Source organism: Kitasatospora sp. NPDC053308, assembly GCF_055585785.1.
Map to the genome: position 1 here is coordinate 82668 of NZ_JBVJJY010000018.1, position 16204 is coordinate 98871.

Annotated in this window: 11 protein-coding genes; 9 read left to right on the top strand and 2 right to left on the bottom strand. The window is 74.9% G+C overall.

What is annotated here, in order from left to right; genetic code table 11:
- The first annotated feature begins 200 nt into the window (after positions 1–200).
- The 5 genes from ACZ6Y7_RS30530 to ACZ6Y7_RS30550 all read left to right on the top strand — a co-directional run bounded on the left by ACZ6Y7_RS30530 (position 201) and on the right by ACZ6Y7_RS30550 (position 9414).
- A complete protein-coding gene (locus tag ACZ6Y7_RS30530) occupies positions 201–1184 on the top strand; it encodes an acetylxylan esterase (RefSeq protein WP_465761226.1) in 984 nt (327 codons plus the stop codon).
- A 5-nt stretch (positions 1185–1189) separates the two neighbouring features.
- The gene (locus tag ACZ6Y7_RS30535) at positions 1190–2626 is read left to right on the top strand and encodes a GH1 family beta-glucosidase (RefSeq protein ID WP_465761179.1); all 1437 of its coding nucleotides are present in this window, start codon (positions 1190–1192) and stop codon (positions 2624–2626) included.
- The gene (gene yicI / locus ACZ6Y7_RS30540; protein WP_465761180.1) at positions 2623–4905 is read left to right on the top strand and encodes an alpha-xylosidase; all 2283 of its coding nucleotides are present in this window, start codon (positions 2623–2625) and stop codon (positions 4903–4905) included. Before ACZ6Y7_RS30535 ends, yicI begins: the two co-directional genes overlap by 4 nt.
- 330 nt (positions 4906–5235) lie before the next feature.
- Positions 5236–7218 carry a glycoside hydrolase family 31 protein gene (locus ACZ6Y7_RS30545; RefSeq protein WP_465761181.1) on the top strand — a complete coding sequence of 661 codons (1983 nt, stop codon included), beginning with the start codon at positions 5236–5238 and terminating at the stop codon, positions 7216–7218.
- Positions 7219–7287: 69 nt separating this feature from the next.
- On the top strand, positions 7288–9414 hold the full coding sequence (locus ACZ6Y7_RS30550; RefSeq protein WP_465761182.1) for an alpha-galactosidase: 2127 nt from the start codon (positions 7288–7290) through the stop codon (positions 9412–9414).
- A gap of 133 nt (positions 9415–9547) precedes the next feature.
- Here the strand turns inward: ACZ6Y7_RS30550 and ACZ6Y7_RS30555 are convergent, their stop codons facing one another.
- Positions 9548–9913, bottom strand: a complete 366-nt coding sequence (locus ACZ6Y7_RS30555; protein ID WP_465761183.1) for a hypothetical protein — start codon at positions 9911–9913, stop codon at positions 9548–9550.
- A gap of 220 nt (positions 9914–10133) precedes the next feature.
- Positions 10134–11306 (bottom strand): xylose isomerase, encoded by a 1173-nt coding sequence (xylA, locus tag ACZ6Y7_RS30560; RefSeq protein ID WP_465761184.1) that lies wholly within the window; start codon positions 11304–11306, stop codon positions 10134–10136.
- Positions 11307–11400: 94 nt separating this feature from the next.
- Between xylA and xylB the strand changes: the two genes are divergently transcribed.
- The 4 genes from xylB to ACZ6Y7_RS30580 all read left to right on the top strand — a co-directional run bounded on the left by xylB (position 11401) and on the right by ACZ6Y7_RS30580 (position 16193).
- The gene (gene xylB, locus ACZ6Y7_RS30565; protein ID WP_465761185.1) at positions 11401–12831 is read left to right on the top strand and encodes a xylulokinase; all 1431 of its coding nucleotides are present in this window, start codon (positions 11401–11403) and stop codon (positions 12829–12831) included.
- 66 nt (positions 12832–12897) lie between these two features.
- Positions 12898–14091 (top strand): ROK family transcriptional regulator, encoded by a 1194-nt coding sequence (locus ACZ6Y7_RS30570; protein ID WP_465761186.1) that lies wholly within the window; start codon positions 12898–12900, stop codon positions 14089–14091.
- An 831-nt stretch (positions 14092–14922) separates the two neighbouring features.
- Positions 14923–15270, top strand: coding sequence for an L-rhamnose mutarotase (locus ACZ6Y7_RS30575; protein ID WP_465761187.1), 348 nt, complete (start codon positions 14923–14925; stop codon positions 15268–15270).
- Between the two features lie 41 nt (positions 15271–15311).
- Positions 15312–16193, top strand: coding sequence for an amidohydrolase family protein (locus ACZ6Y7_RS30580; RefSeq protein ID WP_465761188.1), 882 nt, complete (start codon positions 15312–15314; stop codon positions 16191–16193).
- The last annotated feature ends 11 nt before the right edge of the window (positions 16194–16204 follow it).

The window sequence follows — 16204 nt, forward strand, 5'->3', positions numbered from 1 at the left end:
GCCCCGGCAAGTGGCCCGGCCCCGGCCGCCCGGGGACCGGCTCCCGCAAGAAGCCCGGCCCGACAGCTCCGGGGCCCGGCACCCCCGCCGACCGCCACGTCCGCTCCGACCTTCGTCACCGCCGCCCGGAGGCGGCCCGCATGTCACTGCTCACGCCCCACCACATCAGCTCCTCCTCGGCCCACCCGGAGGGATCACCCATGCCGCTCACCGACTTCGGACTCGACGAACTCGCCGACTACCGGCCGGAGTCGACCCTGCCGCAGGACTTCGACGAGTTCTGGCGGCGCACCCTCGCCGAGGCCCGCGCGCACGGCGGGGCGGTCACGTCCGAACGCGTCACCGCGCAGTACGGACTGCGCACCGTCGAGATCGACGACGTGCGGTTCCCCGGCTGGAACGGCGAGCCGGTGGCCGCCTGGCTGCTGCGTCCGCGCGGCGTCCAGGGCCCGCTGCCGGTCGTGGTCGGCTTCATCGGCTACTCCGGTGGCCGGGGGCTGCCCACCGAGCACCTGTTCTGGTCCGCCGCCGGCTACGCCCAGCTGGTGGTGGACAGCCGCGGCCAGGGCCACGACACGCCGGACCGCGGCATGGGCGACGGCACCCAGTGGGTCGGCGGTTTCATGACCCGCGGCATCGACTCCCCGGAGAACTACTACTACCGGCGGTTGATGACCGACTGCGTGCGCGCCGTGGACGCCGTCGCGGAGCTGCCCGGCCTCGACACCGACCGGATCGTCGTGGCCGGCGGCAGCCAGGGCGGCGGCCTGGCCCTCGCCGTCGCCGGGCTCGCCGGCGACCGGGTGGCCGCGGTGATGCCCGACGTCCCGTTCCTGTGCCACTACCGCGAGGGGGCGCAGCTCGCCCTGGACGGGCCGTACCAGGAACTCGTCGACTACCTGCGCTGGCACAGCCGGGACCGGGTGCAGTCCGCCTTCGCCACCCTGGCGTACTTCGACGGCGTCAACTTCGCCCGGCGCGCCACCGCGCCGGCGCTGTTCAGCGTCGGCCTGATGGACCCGGTCTGCCCGCCCCGCACCGTCTACGCCGCCTACAACCACTACGCGGGCGAGGACCGCACCATGACCGTCTGGCCGTTCGCCGACCACGCCGGCGGCTGCGGCTCCAACCCGCCCGTCCAGCTGTCCTGGCTGCACGCCCACGGGCTGGCACCGCAGCGGTGACCGCCGTGTCCGATCCCCGCCCGGCCGGCGAGACGCGGCCCACGAGCTCCCCGGCCCACCCCGTGCTGCCCCCCGGCTTCCGCTTCGGCGCCGCGACCGCCGCCTACCAGATCGAAGGAGCCCACGACGAGGACGGCCGGGGCCCGTCCATCTGGGACACCTTCAGCCACACCCCGGGCCGGACCCTCGACGGCGCCACCGGCGACACGGCCTGCGACCACTACCACCGCTACCGCGACGACGTCGCCCTGCTCCGGGAACTCGGCGTCGACGGCTACCGCTTCTCGATCTCCTGGTCGCGCCTGCTGCCGCGGGGCACCGGCCCGGTCAACGCGAAGGGGCTGGACTTCTACGACCGGCTGATCGACGAACTGCTGGCCGCCGGGATCGCACCCGCCGCCACCCTCTACCACTGGGACCTGCCCCAGGCCCTGGAGGACCGGGGCGGCTGGCGGGTGCGCGGCACCGCCGAGGCCTTCGCCGAGTACGCGAACGTCGCCGCCGACCGCTACGGGGACCGCGTGGAGCGCTGGATCACCCTCAACGAGCCGTTCTGCTCCGCCTTCGTCGGCTACGCCGAGGGCCGGCACGCGCCCGGTGCCCGGGAGGGCCGCGGGGCGCTGGCGGCCGCCCACCACCTGCTGGTCGGCCACGGCCTGGCCGTCCGGGAGCTGCGCGCCGCCGGGGCCCGCGAGGTCGGCATCACGCTCAACCTCGAGCGCCTGCACGCCGCCTCCGACCGGCCCGAGGACCTCGCCGCCCTGCGCCGGGCCGAGGTGCTGCACAACGAGGTCTGGACCGAGCCGCTGTTCGCCGGCCGCTACCCGGAGCACGAGGCCGAGACCTGGCAGGGCCTGGCCGACGGCTCCTGGCGCCGGCCGAGGGACCTGAAAATCATCGGCGTGCCGCTGGACTTCGTCGGCGTCAACTTCTACCGGCCGGTCACCGTCGCGGCGGCCCCGCACCGCGAGGCCCACCCCGGACGGCGCACCGCCGTGGACATCGGCGTCGCCGAGACCGACCCGTACGGCACCCGGCTGACCACCATGGGCTGGCCCGTCGTCCCGTCCGCGTTCACCGAGCTGCTCCGCGACCTCGACGCCCGCTACCCGCACCTCCCGCCGGTCTGGATCACCGAGAACGGCTCCGCCGAGGCCGACACCGTCACCCCCGACGGGCTGGTCCACGACCCGGACCGGATCGACTACCTGGCCGGCCACCTGGCCGCCGTCGCCGACGCCGTCGCGGCCGGGGTCGACGTGCGGGGCTACTACGTCTGGTCCCTGCTGGACAACTTCGAGTGGGCCCGGGGCTACGCCCAGCGCTTCGGCCTCGTCCACGTCGACTACACGACCCTGACCCGAACCCCCAAGGACAGCTACCACTGGTACCGGGGCCTGATCACCGCGCACCGCGCGCGGACGGAGGAACCAGCCCGATGAAGTTCACCGACGGCTACTGGCTGATGCGCCCGGGCGTCACCGCGCGCTACGCCACCGAGGTCGCCGACGTCCGCACCGGCGAGGACCGGATGACCCTCTACGCGCCCGTCAAACACGTGCGCGGCCGCGGTGACACGCTCAACAGCCCCCTGCTGACCGTCGAGTGCTGGTCCCCCGCCGAGGGCGTGATCGGCGTGCGCACCACCCACCACGCCGGGTCGGTGCGGCGCGGGCCCGAGTTCGCGCTGCCCGGCGCGGAACCGGGCGCGGGGAAGGTGCGCCGCGACGGCGACACCGTCGAGCTGAGCGCCGGCGAGCTGACCCTGCGGGTGGACACCGCCAAGCCGTGGCAGCTGCAGTTCACCGCGGGCGGCCGGGTGCTGACCACCGCGGGGGAGCGCGGCACCGGCTTCGTCACCGACGCCGGGGGCCGCCACCACATGCTCGGCCAACTCGCCCTGGGCGTCGGCGAACTGGTCTACGGCCTCGGCGAACGCTTCACCCCGTTCGTCCGCAACGGCCAGGTGGTGGACATCTGGCAGGCGGACGGCGGCACCAGCAGCGAGCAGGCGTACAAGAACGTCCCGTTCCACCTGACCAACCGGGGGTACGGCGTCTTCGTCAACCACCCCGGCAAGGTCAGCTACGAGGTCGGCTCCGAATCCGTCGGCCAGGTGCAGTTCAGCGTCGAGGACCAGTCGCTGGAGTACTTCGTCGTCCACGGCCCGAGCCCCAAGCAGATCCTGGAGCGCTACACCGCGCTCACCGGCCGCCCGGCGCTGCCCCCGGCCTGGGCGCTCGGCCTGTGGCTGAGCACGTCCTTCACCACCGACTACGACGAGGCCACCGTCAACCGCTTCGTCGGCGGCATGGCGGAGCGCGGCATCCCGCTGAGCGTCTTCCACTTCGACTGCTTCTGGATGCGCGGGTACCAGTGGAGCGATTTCCGCTGGGACCCGGACACCTTCCCGGACCCGGCGGGCATGCTCGCCAGGCTCAAGGAGCAGGGGCTGCGCATCTGCCTGTGGATCAACCCGTACATCGCGCAGAAGTCGGAGCTCTTCGCGGAGGGCCTGCGCGAGGGCCACCTGGTGCGCCGGCCGGACGGCAGCGTCTGGCAGTGGGACCTCTGGCAGCCCGGCATGGCCCTGGTGGACTTCACCAGCCCCGCCGCCCGCGCCTGGTACACGGGCAAGCTGCGCGCCCTGCTGGACGTCGGCGTCGACTGCTTCAAGACCGACTTCGGCGAGCGCATCCCCACCGACGTGGTCTGGCACGACGGCTCCGACCCGGAGCGGATGCACAACTACTACACCCAGCTGTACAACCAGACGGTGTTCGAGCTGCTCCGTGCGGAACGCGGGGAGGGGGAGGCGATGCTGTTCGCCCGGTCCGCCACCGCGGGCGGGCAGCAGTACCCGGTGCACTGGGGCGGCGACTGCGAGTCGCACTTCAACGCCATGGCGGAGTCGCTGCGCGGGGGCCTCTCCCTCGGCCTGTCCGGCTTCGGCTTCTGGAGCCACGACATCGGCGGCTTCGAGGGCACCCCGACCCCGGCCGTCTTCAAGCGCTGGACCCAGTTCGGCCTGCTCTCCTCGCACAGCCGGCTGCACGGCAGCAAGTCGTACCGGGTGCCGTGGGAGTTCGGCGACGAGGCGGTCGAGGTCACCCGCGAGTTCACCCTGCTCAAGCACCGGCTCGCGCCCTACCTCCAGCGCGCGGCGCAGCAGGCGCACACCAGCGGTGTCCCGGTGATGCGCGCGATGGTGCTGGAGTTCCCGGACGACCCGGCCGCCGCCGCGCTCGACCGGCAGTACCTGCTCGGCGACGACCTGCTCGTCGCCCCGGTCTTCACCGAGGACGGCACGGTCGAGTACTACGTGCCCGAGGGGACGTGGACCAACGTCCTGACCGGCGACCAGGTCACCGGCCCGCGCTGGGTGCGCGAGCAGCACGGCTTCCACACCCTGCCGCTGCTCGCCCGCCCCGGCTCGGTCATCCCGTTCGGCGCGGACGACCAGCGCCCGGTCTCGGCCTGGGCCGACGGCGTCGAACTGCGGGTGCACGCCTTCGCCGACGGCGACGAGCGCACCGTCGTGATCCCGCGCGCCGACGGCCCCGGCGAGACCGCCCGCTTCCACCTGCGCCGCACCGGCGACCGGCTGCGGGTGACCACCGACAGTCCGCACCCGTGGCGGCTGCGGATCGGAGGCCCGGACGGTGCCCTGCACGTCCACCCGGCCGACACCCACGAGGCGGAGCTGCCCTACCCGGCCTGAGGCCGGCCCCGGACGGCGGGGCCCCGCACGCCACCCCAGGGCGAGCGGGGCCCCGCCCCTCGCAGCCGCCGCCGGCCCCGCCCGCCACCTGGCACCCGCCCCCGCCGTCGCCCCGCCGTGCCAGCCCCCCCCTCGCACCCGCCCGACCGACGACCGAAGTGCCGATGCAGAGCCTCGCGTCCTGCCGCCGGACGTTCGCCGAGGCCGTTGTACGGCTGCGGGCGCCGGGGTAGGGATGACGACCGGGGAAGGGATGACCACCACGAGCACGGGACCCGGGCGCCAGCCCGCACGCACCCGCCATTCGAGACCAGAGCAGAGGAACCACCCGTGACCTACCGCATCCGCGTGGGCGCCCTGGAGCGGCACACCGCCCACGAGATCCTCCGCATCGAGCCCTGGGGACCGGACGCCGTCCGGGTGCGGGCCTCGTCCGCCACCATCGACCCCGCCGCTCCCGGCGCGCTGGAGAGCCCCTCGCCCTGTCCGGGTGCCGAAGCCTCGGTGTCGGACGACGGCGGTGCCCGCCTGGTCAACGGCCGCCTCGTGGTCGAGGCCGCGGCGGACGGCCGGCTGCGGTTCCGCCACGCCGTCTCGGGCCGCGAACTCCTCGCCGACAAGGGCCCGTACGGGCACCACGCCGGCCCCCGGGTCCACGCCCCGGGCGGCCGGACGGAGCAGCTGTTCGAGGCCTACGACGGTGAACGGCTGCACGGCCTGGGCCAGCACCTGCACGGCCGCCTGGACCAGAAGGGCTGTGTGATCGACCTCGTCCAGGCCAACACCGTGGCGGCCGTCCCCTTCCTGCACTCCTCGCGGGGCTACGGACTGCTGTGGAACAACCCCGCCACCGGCCGCGTCGAACTGGGCGCCGACACCACCCGGTGGACCGCCGACGCCGGCGGGCGCATCGACTACTGGATCACCGCCGGCGACACCCCGGCCCAGGTCCTGGACTCCTACACCCGGGCCACCGGCCGACCGCCCCTGCTGCCGGAGTGGGCCTCCGGCTTCTGGCAGTCCAAGCTGCGGTACCGGACCCAGGACGAACTCCTGGCGGTGGCGCGGCAGTACAAGGAGCGCGGACTGCCGCTGTCCGTGATCGTCTGCGACTTCTTCCACTGGCCGAGGATGGGGGACTGGCGCTTCGAGGAGAGCGAGTGGCCCGATCCCGCCGCCATGGTCAAGGAGCTGGCGGAGCTCGGGGTGAGGCTCGCCGTCTCGGTGTGGCCCACCGTCGAGCCCGGCAGCGACACCCACGACGAACTGCGCGCGGCCGGACACCTCGTCCGGGACGCCGCCGGCGGCCTGCTGACGTACCCGTGGCCGTCCCGCTTCGCCGGGGACGCGCTGATCCGCCCGATGGCGTACTACGACGCCACCCACCCCGGCGCACGCGCCGCGCTGTGGCGGCGGCTGAACGACAACTACCGGGCGCTCGGCGTGGCGTGCTTCTGGCTCGACTCCTGCGAGCCGGACCTGCCCCGGGACCGCGCCGAACGCGCCGTCTACGCGGCCGGACCGGCCGCCGAGGTCGCGAACCTCTACCCCCTGGAGCACACCCGCGCGGTGGCCGACGGCCTGCGCGCGACGGGCGAGGACCGGCCGCTGTCGCTGGTCCGCTCCGCCTGGGCGGGCAGCCAGCGGCACGGGGCCCTGCTGTGGTCCGGCGACATCCCCACCACCTTCGACTCCCTCGGACGCCAGATCAGGGCCGGGCTGAACGTCGCGATGAGCGGCATCCCCTGGTGGAACACCGACATCGGCGGCTTCTTCGGCGGCGACCCGGACGATCCGGCGTACCGCGAACTGCTGATCCGCTGGTTCCAGTACGGCACCTTCAGCCCCGTCATGCGGCTGCACGGCGACCGCGCGCCCCACTTCCCCGCCTTCTCCGCGGACATGACCGGCGGGCCGAACGAGGTCTGGTCGTACGGGGAGGAGGCGTACGGCGTCCTGCGCGCGCACCTGCTGCTGCGCGAGCGCCTGCGCCCGTACCTGAGGACGCTGTCCGAGGACGCCCACCGCACCGGCGCCCCGCCGATGCGCCCGCTGTTCTTCGACTTCCCCGGGGACGAGCGCGCCTGGGACGTGGACGACCAGTTCCTGCTCGGGCCCGACCTGCTGGTGGCGCCCGTGCACGAGGCGGGCGCCCGGGCCCGCCCGGTGTACCTGCCGTCCGGTGCCCGCTGGCTCGACCCGGTCACCGGCGACGTGCGGGAGGGCGGCGCCACGCTCGACGCGCCGGCCCCGCTGGACCGCATCCCGGTCTTCGTGCGGGAGGGTTCCGACGTCGCCGGCCTGCTCGGCTGAACCCTCCCCGGCAGTGCGGCTCGGCGCCCGCCGAGCACCGAACCAGAACCCCCCTTGGACGAGGACCAGATGACTGAATCGAACGTCGTCGTGCTGTCGGCCCGTGATGCGGCCCTCGCGCTCGACATCGCCGGACCCGGCATGCCCCGGGTGCTCCACTGGGGCGGCGATCCCGGCTTCCGGGCCGAGGACGCCGCGCAGGTGATCGACGCCCTGGGCCACCGGGCGGGGAGCCTGATGCCCTCCCAGGGCCAGGGGTGGTGGTTCGGGCGGCCGGCCCTGGCCGGCCACCGCGACGGCCGGGTCCGCCCGCCGCGCTTCGAGCTCGCCGGACCGGTCGGCGTGAACGCCCGGGACGGCCGCGGCGGCGCCGTCCGCGCGCGGGCCGTGGACGACGGCGCGGGGCTCGTCCTGGACACCGAGCTGGAGCTCACGGAGCACGGCGTGGTGCGGCTGCGCCACGCCGTGACCAACACGGCCGCCGACGCGTACACCCTGGAATCCCTGGTGTGCCTGCTCCCGGTGCCCGCCCACGCCGAGGAACTGCTGGACTTCGCCGGCCGCTGGGCCAGGGAGCGCTCACCGCAGCGCGCCCCGCTGCGCCAGGGCGTCTGGTCGAGGGAGAGCCGGCGCGGCCGGACCGGCTTCGACGCCGGACCGCTGCTGGTCGGCACCCCGGGCTTCGGCTTCCGGCAGGGCCAGGTCTGGGGCGTGCACCCCGCCTGGAGCGGCAACCACCTCCAGTACGCGGAGCGCCTCGCCGACGGGACGACCGTCCTCGGCGGCGGCGAACTGCTGGACGCCGGGGAGGTCCGGCTGGCCGAGGGCGAGTCCTACCGGACCCCGTGGGTGTACTTCGCGACCTCCGACGCGGGCCTGGACGGGATCAGCCGCGGGTTCCACGCCATGCTCCGCGACCGGCCCCGGCACCCGAACAGCGCCCGGCCGGTCACCCTGAACATCTGGGAGGCGGTCTACTTCGACCACGACCCCGACCGGGTGCGCGCCCTCGCCGACACCGCGGCCGCGGTCGGCGTGGAGCGGTTCGTCGTGGACGACGGCTGGTTCCGCCACCGCCGCCACGACCGGGCCGGCCTCGGCGACTGGTACGTCGACGAGAAGGTGTGGCCCGCCGGACTCCGCCCGCTCGCCGACCACGTCCACGGGCTCGGCATGCAGTTCGGCCTCTGGTTCGAGCCCGAGATGGTCAACCCCGACTCCGACCTGGCCCGCGCCCACCCCGACTGGTTCCTCGCCGACCCCGAGCGCCTGCCGTTCGAGCAGCGCAGCCAGCACGTCCTGGACGTCGCGAACCCCGACGCCCACGCCTACCTGCTGGAGCGGATCAGCACCCTCGTCACCGAGCTGGGCATCGACTACCTCAAGTGGGACCACAACCGTGACCTCGCCGACGCCGTCCACGACGGCCGGCCCGGCGTACACGCGCAGACCACGGCGGTCTACCGGCTGCTGGACGAACTGCGCGAACGCCACCCCGCGCTGGAGATCGAGTCCTGCTCCTCCGGCGGGGCCCGCGCGGACCTCGGCATCCTGGAGCGCACGGACCGGATCTGGGGGTCGGACAACATCGACCCGATCGAGCGCCAGGCCGTCCAGCGCTGGACCTCCTTCCTGCTGCCCTACGAGCTGATCGGCTCCCACGTCGGCTCCGCCCCCGCCCACATCAGCCACCGGGACACCTCGCTCGCCTTCCGCTGCGCCACCGCCCTGTTCGGGCACGCCGGCATCGAGTCCGACCTCTCCGCCTGGCCGGAGGAGGAGTTGCGCGCGCTGACCGCGTGGGTCGGCGCCTACAAGGAACTGCGGCCGCTCCTCCACGGCGGCGACGTCGTCCGCACCGACCACCCCGACCCGGCCGCCTGGGTCCACGGCGTCGTCTCCCGGGACCGGGACCACGGCGTGTTCGCCTACGTCCAGCTGGACACCTCCGTCGCCGAGAACGGCGCGCCCGTCCGCCTGCCCGGTCTGGATCCCACGACCCGCTACGCCCTGCGGGTGCGCCCCGAACTCTCCTGCCCCGAGGACACCTGGCCCGCCTGGGCGCGGCGCACCACCGCGCTCACCCTGACCGGCCGCCACCTCGCCCACGTCGGCCTCGCGGCCCCGGGGCTGGCCAACCGCCCCGGTCACGCCCTGGTGATCGAAGCGCGGGCGCGGTCGGCCGCCGGGGACTGACCCGCACCGGCCGGGCCGCGCACCCGCGCGGCCCGGCCGTCGGCGGACCTCCTCGCCGGAGACGGACCGCGGGCGCGCGGAGCCCCGCCCCCGGGAGGGGAGGCGGGGCTCCGCGGACCGGTACGGCGGGCGGTCAGCTGTCGGAGTAGGTGAGGTCCCCCACGGTCCAGCTGTTGACGTCGGAGATGGCGATCCGGTACAGGCCGCCGGTGTAGGGCAGGCCGTAACTGCCCTGGAGGATACGGGCGACGTGCAGGTGCAGATGGGTGGGCCGGGCGGTCGGGGTGGCGTCGCCGGGCGGCTTCATGAGGGCGGCGAAGGGCTTCAAGTGCTCCGAGGAGCCCAGGACTTCGGCCACCCGCTCCAGCCAGAGGCGTTCCGGCGCGAGACGGCCGGTGATGACCGCCCCGGGCACGACCACCGTCAGAGGCATCTGGTTGCTGCCCTCGGACTCCACCATCGCGGCGATGTCGACGAGCAGCGCATCAGGGTTCGACATGGACCCGAGAATAGTGCCCGCCGGCGCCGACCGGCCCGTGGGGCCACGGCCGGTCGGCGCCGGGGCGTCGGGAGCGGGCCCCCGCGCCCACCCCGGACGGGCCCCGCCCGCGGTCCCGTACCGGGAGCGGAGCCCGGGGGAGCCGTCCGAGCGCCGGTCATGGCGACGGACCGAGCCGGTCCGTGCGGGAGGCACGAACCGGCTCGGCCGCAGGCCCAGGTCAGCGGGCGCCGAGGAGGTGTTCCAGGGCGAGCTGGTCCAGCTGCTCGAAGGCCATGCCGCGCCGGGCGGCCGCCTCGACGTCGAACTCCTCGAAGGCGGAGCGGTCCGCCAGCAGCCCGGCCAGGCCGTCCCCGGCCGTGGGCAGGGCCAGCTCGGGCAGCCGGGCGGCGGCCAGCGCGGCCTGCACGTCCGGGTCGGCCCGGAAGGCGCGGGAGCGCTCGGCCAGCAGCAGGTAGTTGCGCATGCAGCCGGCCGCCGAGGCCCAGACGCCGTCGAAGTCCTCGGTGCGCGGCGGCTTGAAGTCGAAGTGCCGCGGGCCGTCGTAGCCGGCCGACTCCAGCAGGTCGACCAGCCAGAAGGCCTGCCGCAGGTCGCCCGCGCCGAAGCGCAGGTCCTGGTCGTACTTGATGCCGGACTGGCCGTTGAGGTCGATGTGGAACAGCTTGTCGTGCCACAGCGCCTGGGCGATGCCGTGCGGGAAGTTCAGCCCGGCCATCTGCTCGTGGCCGACCTCCGGGTTGAGGCCGACCCGCTCGGGGCGCTCCAGCGCGTTGATGAACGCCAGCGCGTGGCCGACGGTGGGCAGCAGGATGTCGCCGCGCGGCTCGTTGGGCTTGGGTTCGATCGCGAACCGCAGGTCGTAGCCCTGCTGTTCGACGTACTCGCCCAGCAGGTCGAAGGCCTCCTTCAGCCGGTCCAGCGCGGTGCGCACGTCCTTGGCCGCGCCCGACTCCGCGCCCTCGCGGCCGCCCCAGGCGACGTAGACCGAGGCGCCCAGCTCCACGGCCAGGTCGATGTTGCGGATCGTCTTGCGCAGCGCGTAGCGCCGGACGTCGCGGTCGTTGGCGGTGAAGGCGCCGTCCTTGAAGACCGGGTGGGTGAACAGGTTGGTGGTCGCCATCGGGACCTTCAGCCCGGCGGCGTCCAGCGCGGCGCGGAAGCGCTTGACGGCCTCCTCGCGGGTCGCGTCGCCCGCGCCGAAGGGGATCAGGTCGTCGTCGTGGAAGGTGACGCCGTGGGCGCCGAGCTCGGCCAGGCGCTGCACGGTCTCGACCGGGTCGAGGGCGGGGCGGGTCGCGTCGCCGAAGGGGTCGCGCCCCTGCCAGCCGACGGTCCACAGGCCGAAGGTGAACTTGTGCGCGGGGGTGGGGGTGAGGCTGTCACTGGACATGGAGCGGCTCCGGAACAGTGCGGAGGGGTGTTTGTCAGGGCTCTCAACAAATTAGTATGCCGGAACCTGAGAAGGAACCCCATCGGAGGAACGCATGGCTGAGCAGCGTGTCGTGATCGGCGTCGACAGCTCGACCCAGTCCACCAAGGCCCTCGCCGTCGACATCGACACGGGCGCGGTGCTGGGCGAGGGCCGCGCCCCGCACCAGGTGAGCGAGGGCGCCGGGCGGGAGAGCGATCCCGAACAGTGGTGGCGGGCCTTCGAGGAGGCCGCCGCCGGGACGGGCTGGGCCGAGCGCGCCGCCGCCGTCTCCATCGCCGGCCAGCAGCACGGCCTGGTCACCCTGGACGCGGCCGGCGCGCCGGTGCGCCCCGCGCTGCTGTGGAACGACGTCCGCTCCGCCCCGCAGGCGGCCGAGCTGCGGGCCGCGATCGGGGCCGCGGAACTCGTCCGGCGCGCCGGGAGCCTGCCGACCGCCGCCTTCACCGCCACCAAGTGGGCCTGGCTGCGCGCCCACGAGCCCGCCGCGGCCGACCGCGTCGCCGCCGTCCGCCTCCCGCACGACTTCCTGACCGAGCGGCTGACCGGCGAGGCGGTGACCGACCGCGGGGACGCGTCCGGCACCGGCTGGTGGGGGCCGGACGGCTACGACAAGGACCTCCTCGACCGCATCGGCCTCGACCCCGCGCTGCTGCCCCGGGTCCTCGCCCCCGGCGCGCGGGCCGGCGGGGTCCGCCCGGGGACGGTGCTGCGCGAGGGCGCCCTGGTCGCCACCGGCACCGGGGACAACATGGCCGCCGCCCTCGGCCTGGGGCTGCGCCCCGGACAGCCGGTGCTCAGCCTCGGCACCTCCGGCACGGTCTACGCCGTCGGCCGGCAGCGCCCGGTGGACCCGAGCGGGACGGTCGCGGGCTTCGCCGACGCCCTGGGCGACTGGCTGCCGCTCGCCTGCACGCTGAACTGCACCCTCGCCGTCGACCGCTTCGCCACCCTGCTCGGGCGCGGGCGCGAGGAGGTCGAGGCCGGCGGCGCCGCGGTGGTGCTGCCCTACCTGGACGGCGAGCGCACCCCGGACCTCCCGGCCGCCTCCGGCCTGGTCCACGGACTGCGCCACGACACCACCCCGGGGCAGCTGCTCCAGGCCGCCTACGACGGCGCCGCCCACGCCCTGCTCAGCGCCCTGGACGACGTGCTGCGCGCCGGCGGCGGGGACCCGGCGGGTGACGAGCCGCTGCTGCTGATCGGCGGCGGCGCCCGCGGCCGCGCCTGGCAGCGGACCGTCCTGCGGCTGTCCGGCCGGGCCGTCCGGGTGCCCGAGGCCCGGGAGCTGGTCGCGCTCGGCGCGGCCGCCCAAGCCGCCGCCCTGCTCACCGGCGAGCCCGCCGACGCGGTGGCCCGCCGCTGGCGCACCGCCGAGGGCCCGCTGCTGGAGCCCGTGGCACGGGACGTGGACGCACTCGAACGGATCGGCGATACCCTGCGTCGGGCCGGGGCCTTGCAGGGAGCCCCGGCCGAGGACCGGTAGGAGGGGCGGCGCGTGACGGCGGTCGGCAGGACGAGTGGCAGCGCGGGGCCCGCGTCGCAACAGGACATGCGGCGGCGGAACCTCTCGGTGGTCCTCGGCGCGGTCGCCGCGCACAGCCCGGCCGCCCGTCCGCTCTCGCGCGCCGACGTCGCCGGGCGCGTCGGCCTGACCAGGGCCGCCGTCTCCTCCCTGGTCGACGAACTGATCGGACGGGGCGCGCTGACCGAGGCGGAGACCGCACCCGACGGGCGGGTCGGCCGCCCCGGGCGCGCGCTGTCGGTGAGCGACGAGGGCCCGGCCGGCCTCGGCCTGGAGATCGGCGTCACCCACCTCGGCGCCTGCGTCGCGGACCTGCGCGGCGAGCCCCGGGTGTGGCGCCGGGCGGACCGGGCGAACGCCGGCCGGCCGGCGGGAGAGGTGCTGGCGGAGCTCGCCGCCCTGGCCACCGAGGCGGAGGCCGAGGCCCGCGCCCTGGGACTGCAGGTGGAGGGCCGGGTGCTGGCCGTGCCCGGCGTGGTGTCCAACGGCCCGGCCGGGCGGGTCGAGCGCGCGCCCAACCTCGGATGGTGCGCCCTCGACGTCGCCGACCACTGGCCCGACCCGGCCACCGTGCCCGAGCCGGAGAACGAGGCCAACCTCGGCGCGCTGGCCGAGTACTGGAACGCCGAGCAGGCCGAGCAGACCTTCGTGCACGTCTCCGCGGACGCCGGGATCGGTGCCGCCCTGGTCATCGACGGACGGCTGTTCCGCGGCGCCCGCGGCTTCGCCGGCGAACTCGGCCACGTCCCCGTCCACCCCGACGGCCTGCGGTGCCCCTGCGGTGCGCGCGGCTGCCTGGAGCAGTACGCGGGCCAGGCGGCCGTGCTGCGCGAGGCCGGCCTCCCGCAGCACGGCCCCGGCGCGCCGGGCACCGCGGAGGCCGGCGACCCGGTCGTCCTGCTGGCGGAGCGGGCCGCCGCCGGGCACGCACCGACCCTGGCGGCACTGGACCGCGCGGGCCTCGCCCTCGGCCTCGCCCTCACCTCCGCCGTCGACCTCATCGACCCGGACGGCCTCGTGCTGGGCGGCACCTACGCCGAACTGGCCGAGTGGCTGCTGCCCGCCGTCCGCGCCGAACTGGCCGACCGGGTCACCGTCCGCCCCTGGACCCCGGAGGCGCTGCGCCCCTCCGCCCTGGGCCGCCGCGGGCCGCTGCTGGGCGCGGCACTGACGACGGTCCGCCGGATCATGGCGGATCCCACGCTGCTGCCCGTCCTCTGACGGACGGGCGAGCGCGCGGGACGCGTGGTCAGTCGTGCTCGACCACGACCATCGCGTGCCCGTCCGGGGTGGTGACCCGCACGTGGACGTACGCGCCGTCGTGGTGCCACGGCAGGTCCTGCCCCGCGGGCTGCAGGCGCACCGAGCGCAGCGGGTCCGTCCCGTCCGACGTCGGGGATGTCGGGGCCGGTGTGGTAGTGCAGGTGGACGGTGCGGCGAGGGAAGAGGACGCTAGTGTGAGCGCTCACATCTCCGAGAGTCATGGGACGGGTGTAGCGGAGAGGTGGCGGCGGCGTCCAGGGGGTCGGCGGGGTGGATCGTGAATTCGACGGTCGGCAGAGCGAGTTCGGGCGGTAGGCGGTGCCCGGTGGCTGGGCCGGGCGAACCCGGTGTCGGCGTGACATGGGATCTCTGGCGCGGCCGACGTCTCGTCCCGTGGCCGGAGCCGTGCCGTTCGCGCGGGGCCGCGCCGTTCGAACGGGCACCGCGATCCGAACAGGATGCCGCTGGATCTCCCTCTCGCCAGACAAAGATCGGACGATTATCATTCAGGCCAACGCCCTCGCCGAGTACGCCCTCACCTCGGGCCGGTCCACGACGTGCGCGGACGAGGGCCGGATCGGCGGCCTGTACGACCAGCGGCCCCACCGAGCCGGTGGTCGGGGAGTCGGAAATGCCAAGCCATAGCACGTACTTGACGGCTCGGAGGACCGCATCGACCCGGATCCGGCTGACGCTCCGCCTGGAGCTGCGCACCCGTACCCCGAGCAACCGTTCACCCTTCGGCGCCCCGGCAGACGCGTCGAACGCCAAGACATCGGAGGACTCCGCGTGAGGCGCTTCGCTCAGACCATCAGGCTCCGCCCCGAGTACCGGGAGAAGTACCTCGAACTCCACTCCGCCGTCTGGCCCGGAGTCGAGGCGGCCCTCCACCGGGCGCGGATCCGCAACTACAGCATCTACCTCCACGGCGACGTGCTGTTCGCCTACTTCGAGTACCACGGCGAGGACTTCGACGCCGACATGGCGGAGCTCGAGGCCGACCCGGTGACCCAGGAGTGGTGGACGCACACCGACCCCTGCCAGGAGCCCTTCCCCGACCGGGGCGACTCCCGCCAGTGGACCGAACTCCCCGAGGTCTGGCACCTGAGCGAGCCCGCCGCCCCCACCGCAGGCTGACCCGACCCGCGCCGGACCGACCACCCCCACCGGAGCCTCCCGTGACCTCCCCGCCACCCCCGGGACTCATCGACGCCCACCACCACCTGTGGGACCTCGACCGCCGCCCGCAGACCTGGCTCGACGACCCCGAACTCGCCGCGATCCGCCGCACGTTCACCCCCGACGACCTGCGCGCCACCGCCACCCGGGAGGTGGCCGGGCGCCGGCTGCACGGCACGGTGGTCGTGCAATGCATCCCGGACGCTCCCGAGACCGAGGACCTGCTCGCGCTCGCCGCCCGGGACCCACTGATCCAGGCCGTGGTCGGCTGGGCGGACCTCACGTCCCCCGCGATCGGTGACGGGCTCGACCGGCTGCTCGCCGGACCGGGCGGCGGCCACCTCCGGTCGCTGCGCCACCTGGTCCAGGGCGAGTCGGACCCGTCCTGGCTGCAGCGCCCGGACGTCGAGCGCGGCCTGACGGCGCTCGCGGACCGCGGGCTGGGCTACGACGTGCTCGTCCGCAGCCACCAGCTCGACCAGGCGATCCGGCTCGCCGAACGCTTCCCGGAGCTGCCCCAGGTGCTCGACCACGCCGGCAAGCCGGACATCGCCGGCGGCGAACTGGGGGACTGGGAACAGCGGGTGCGGCTGCTGGCCGGGCACCCGCAGGTGCTCTGCAAGGTGTCCGGACTGATCACCGAGGCCGACCACGACACCTGGACGACCGCCGACCTCCGCCCCGTCTGGGACGTCCTGCTGAGCGCCTTCGGCGCCGACCGGCTGATGTTCGGGTCGGACTGGCCGGTGGCGAACCTCGCGGGCGGATGGAACCGCTGGGCCGCCACCGTGGACGAACTGCTCGAGGGCTGCTCCCCCGACGAGACCTCGGCGATCCTCGCGGGCACCGCGACCGCCTTCTACCGCCTCGCCCGCACCTGAGCCACCCGCAC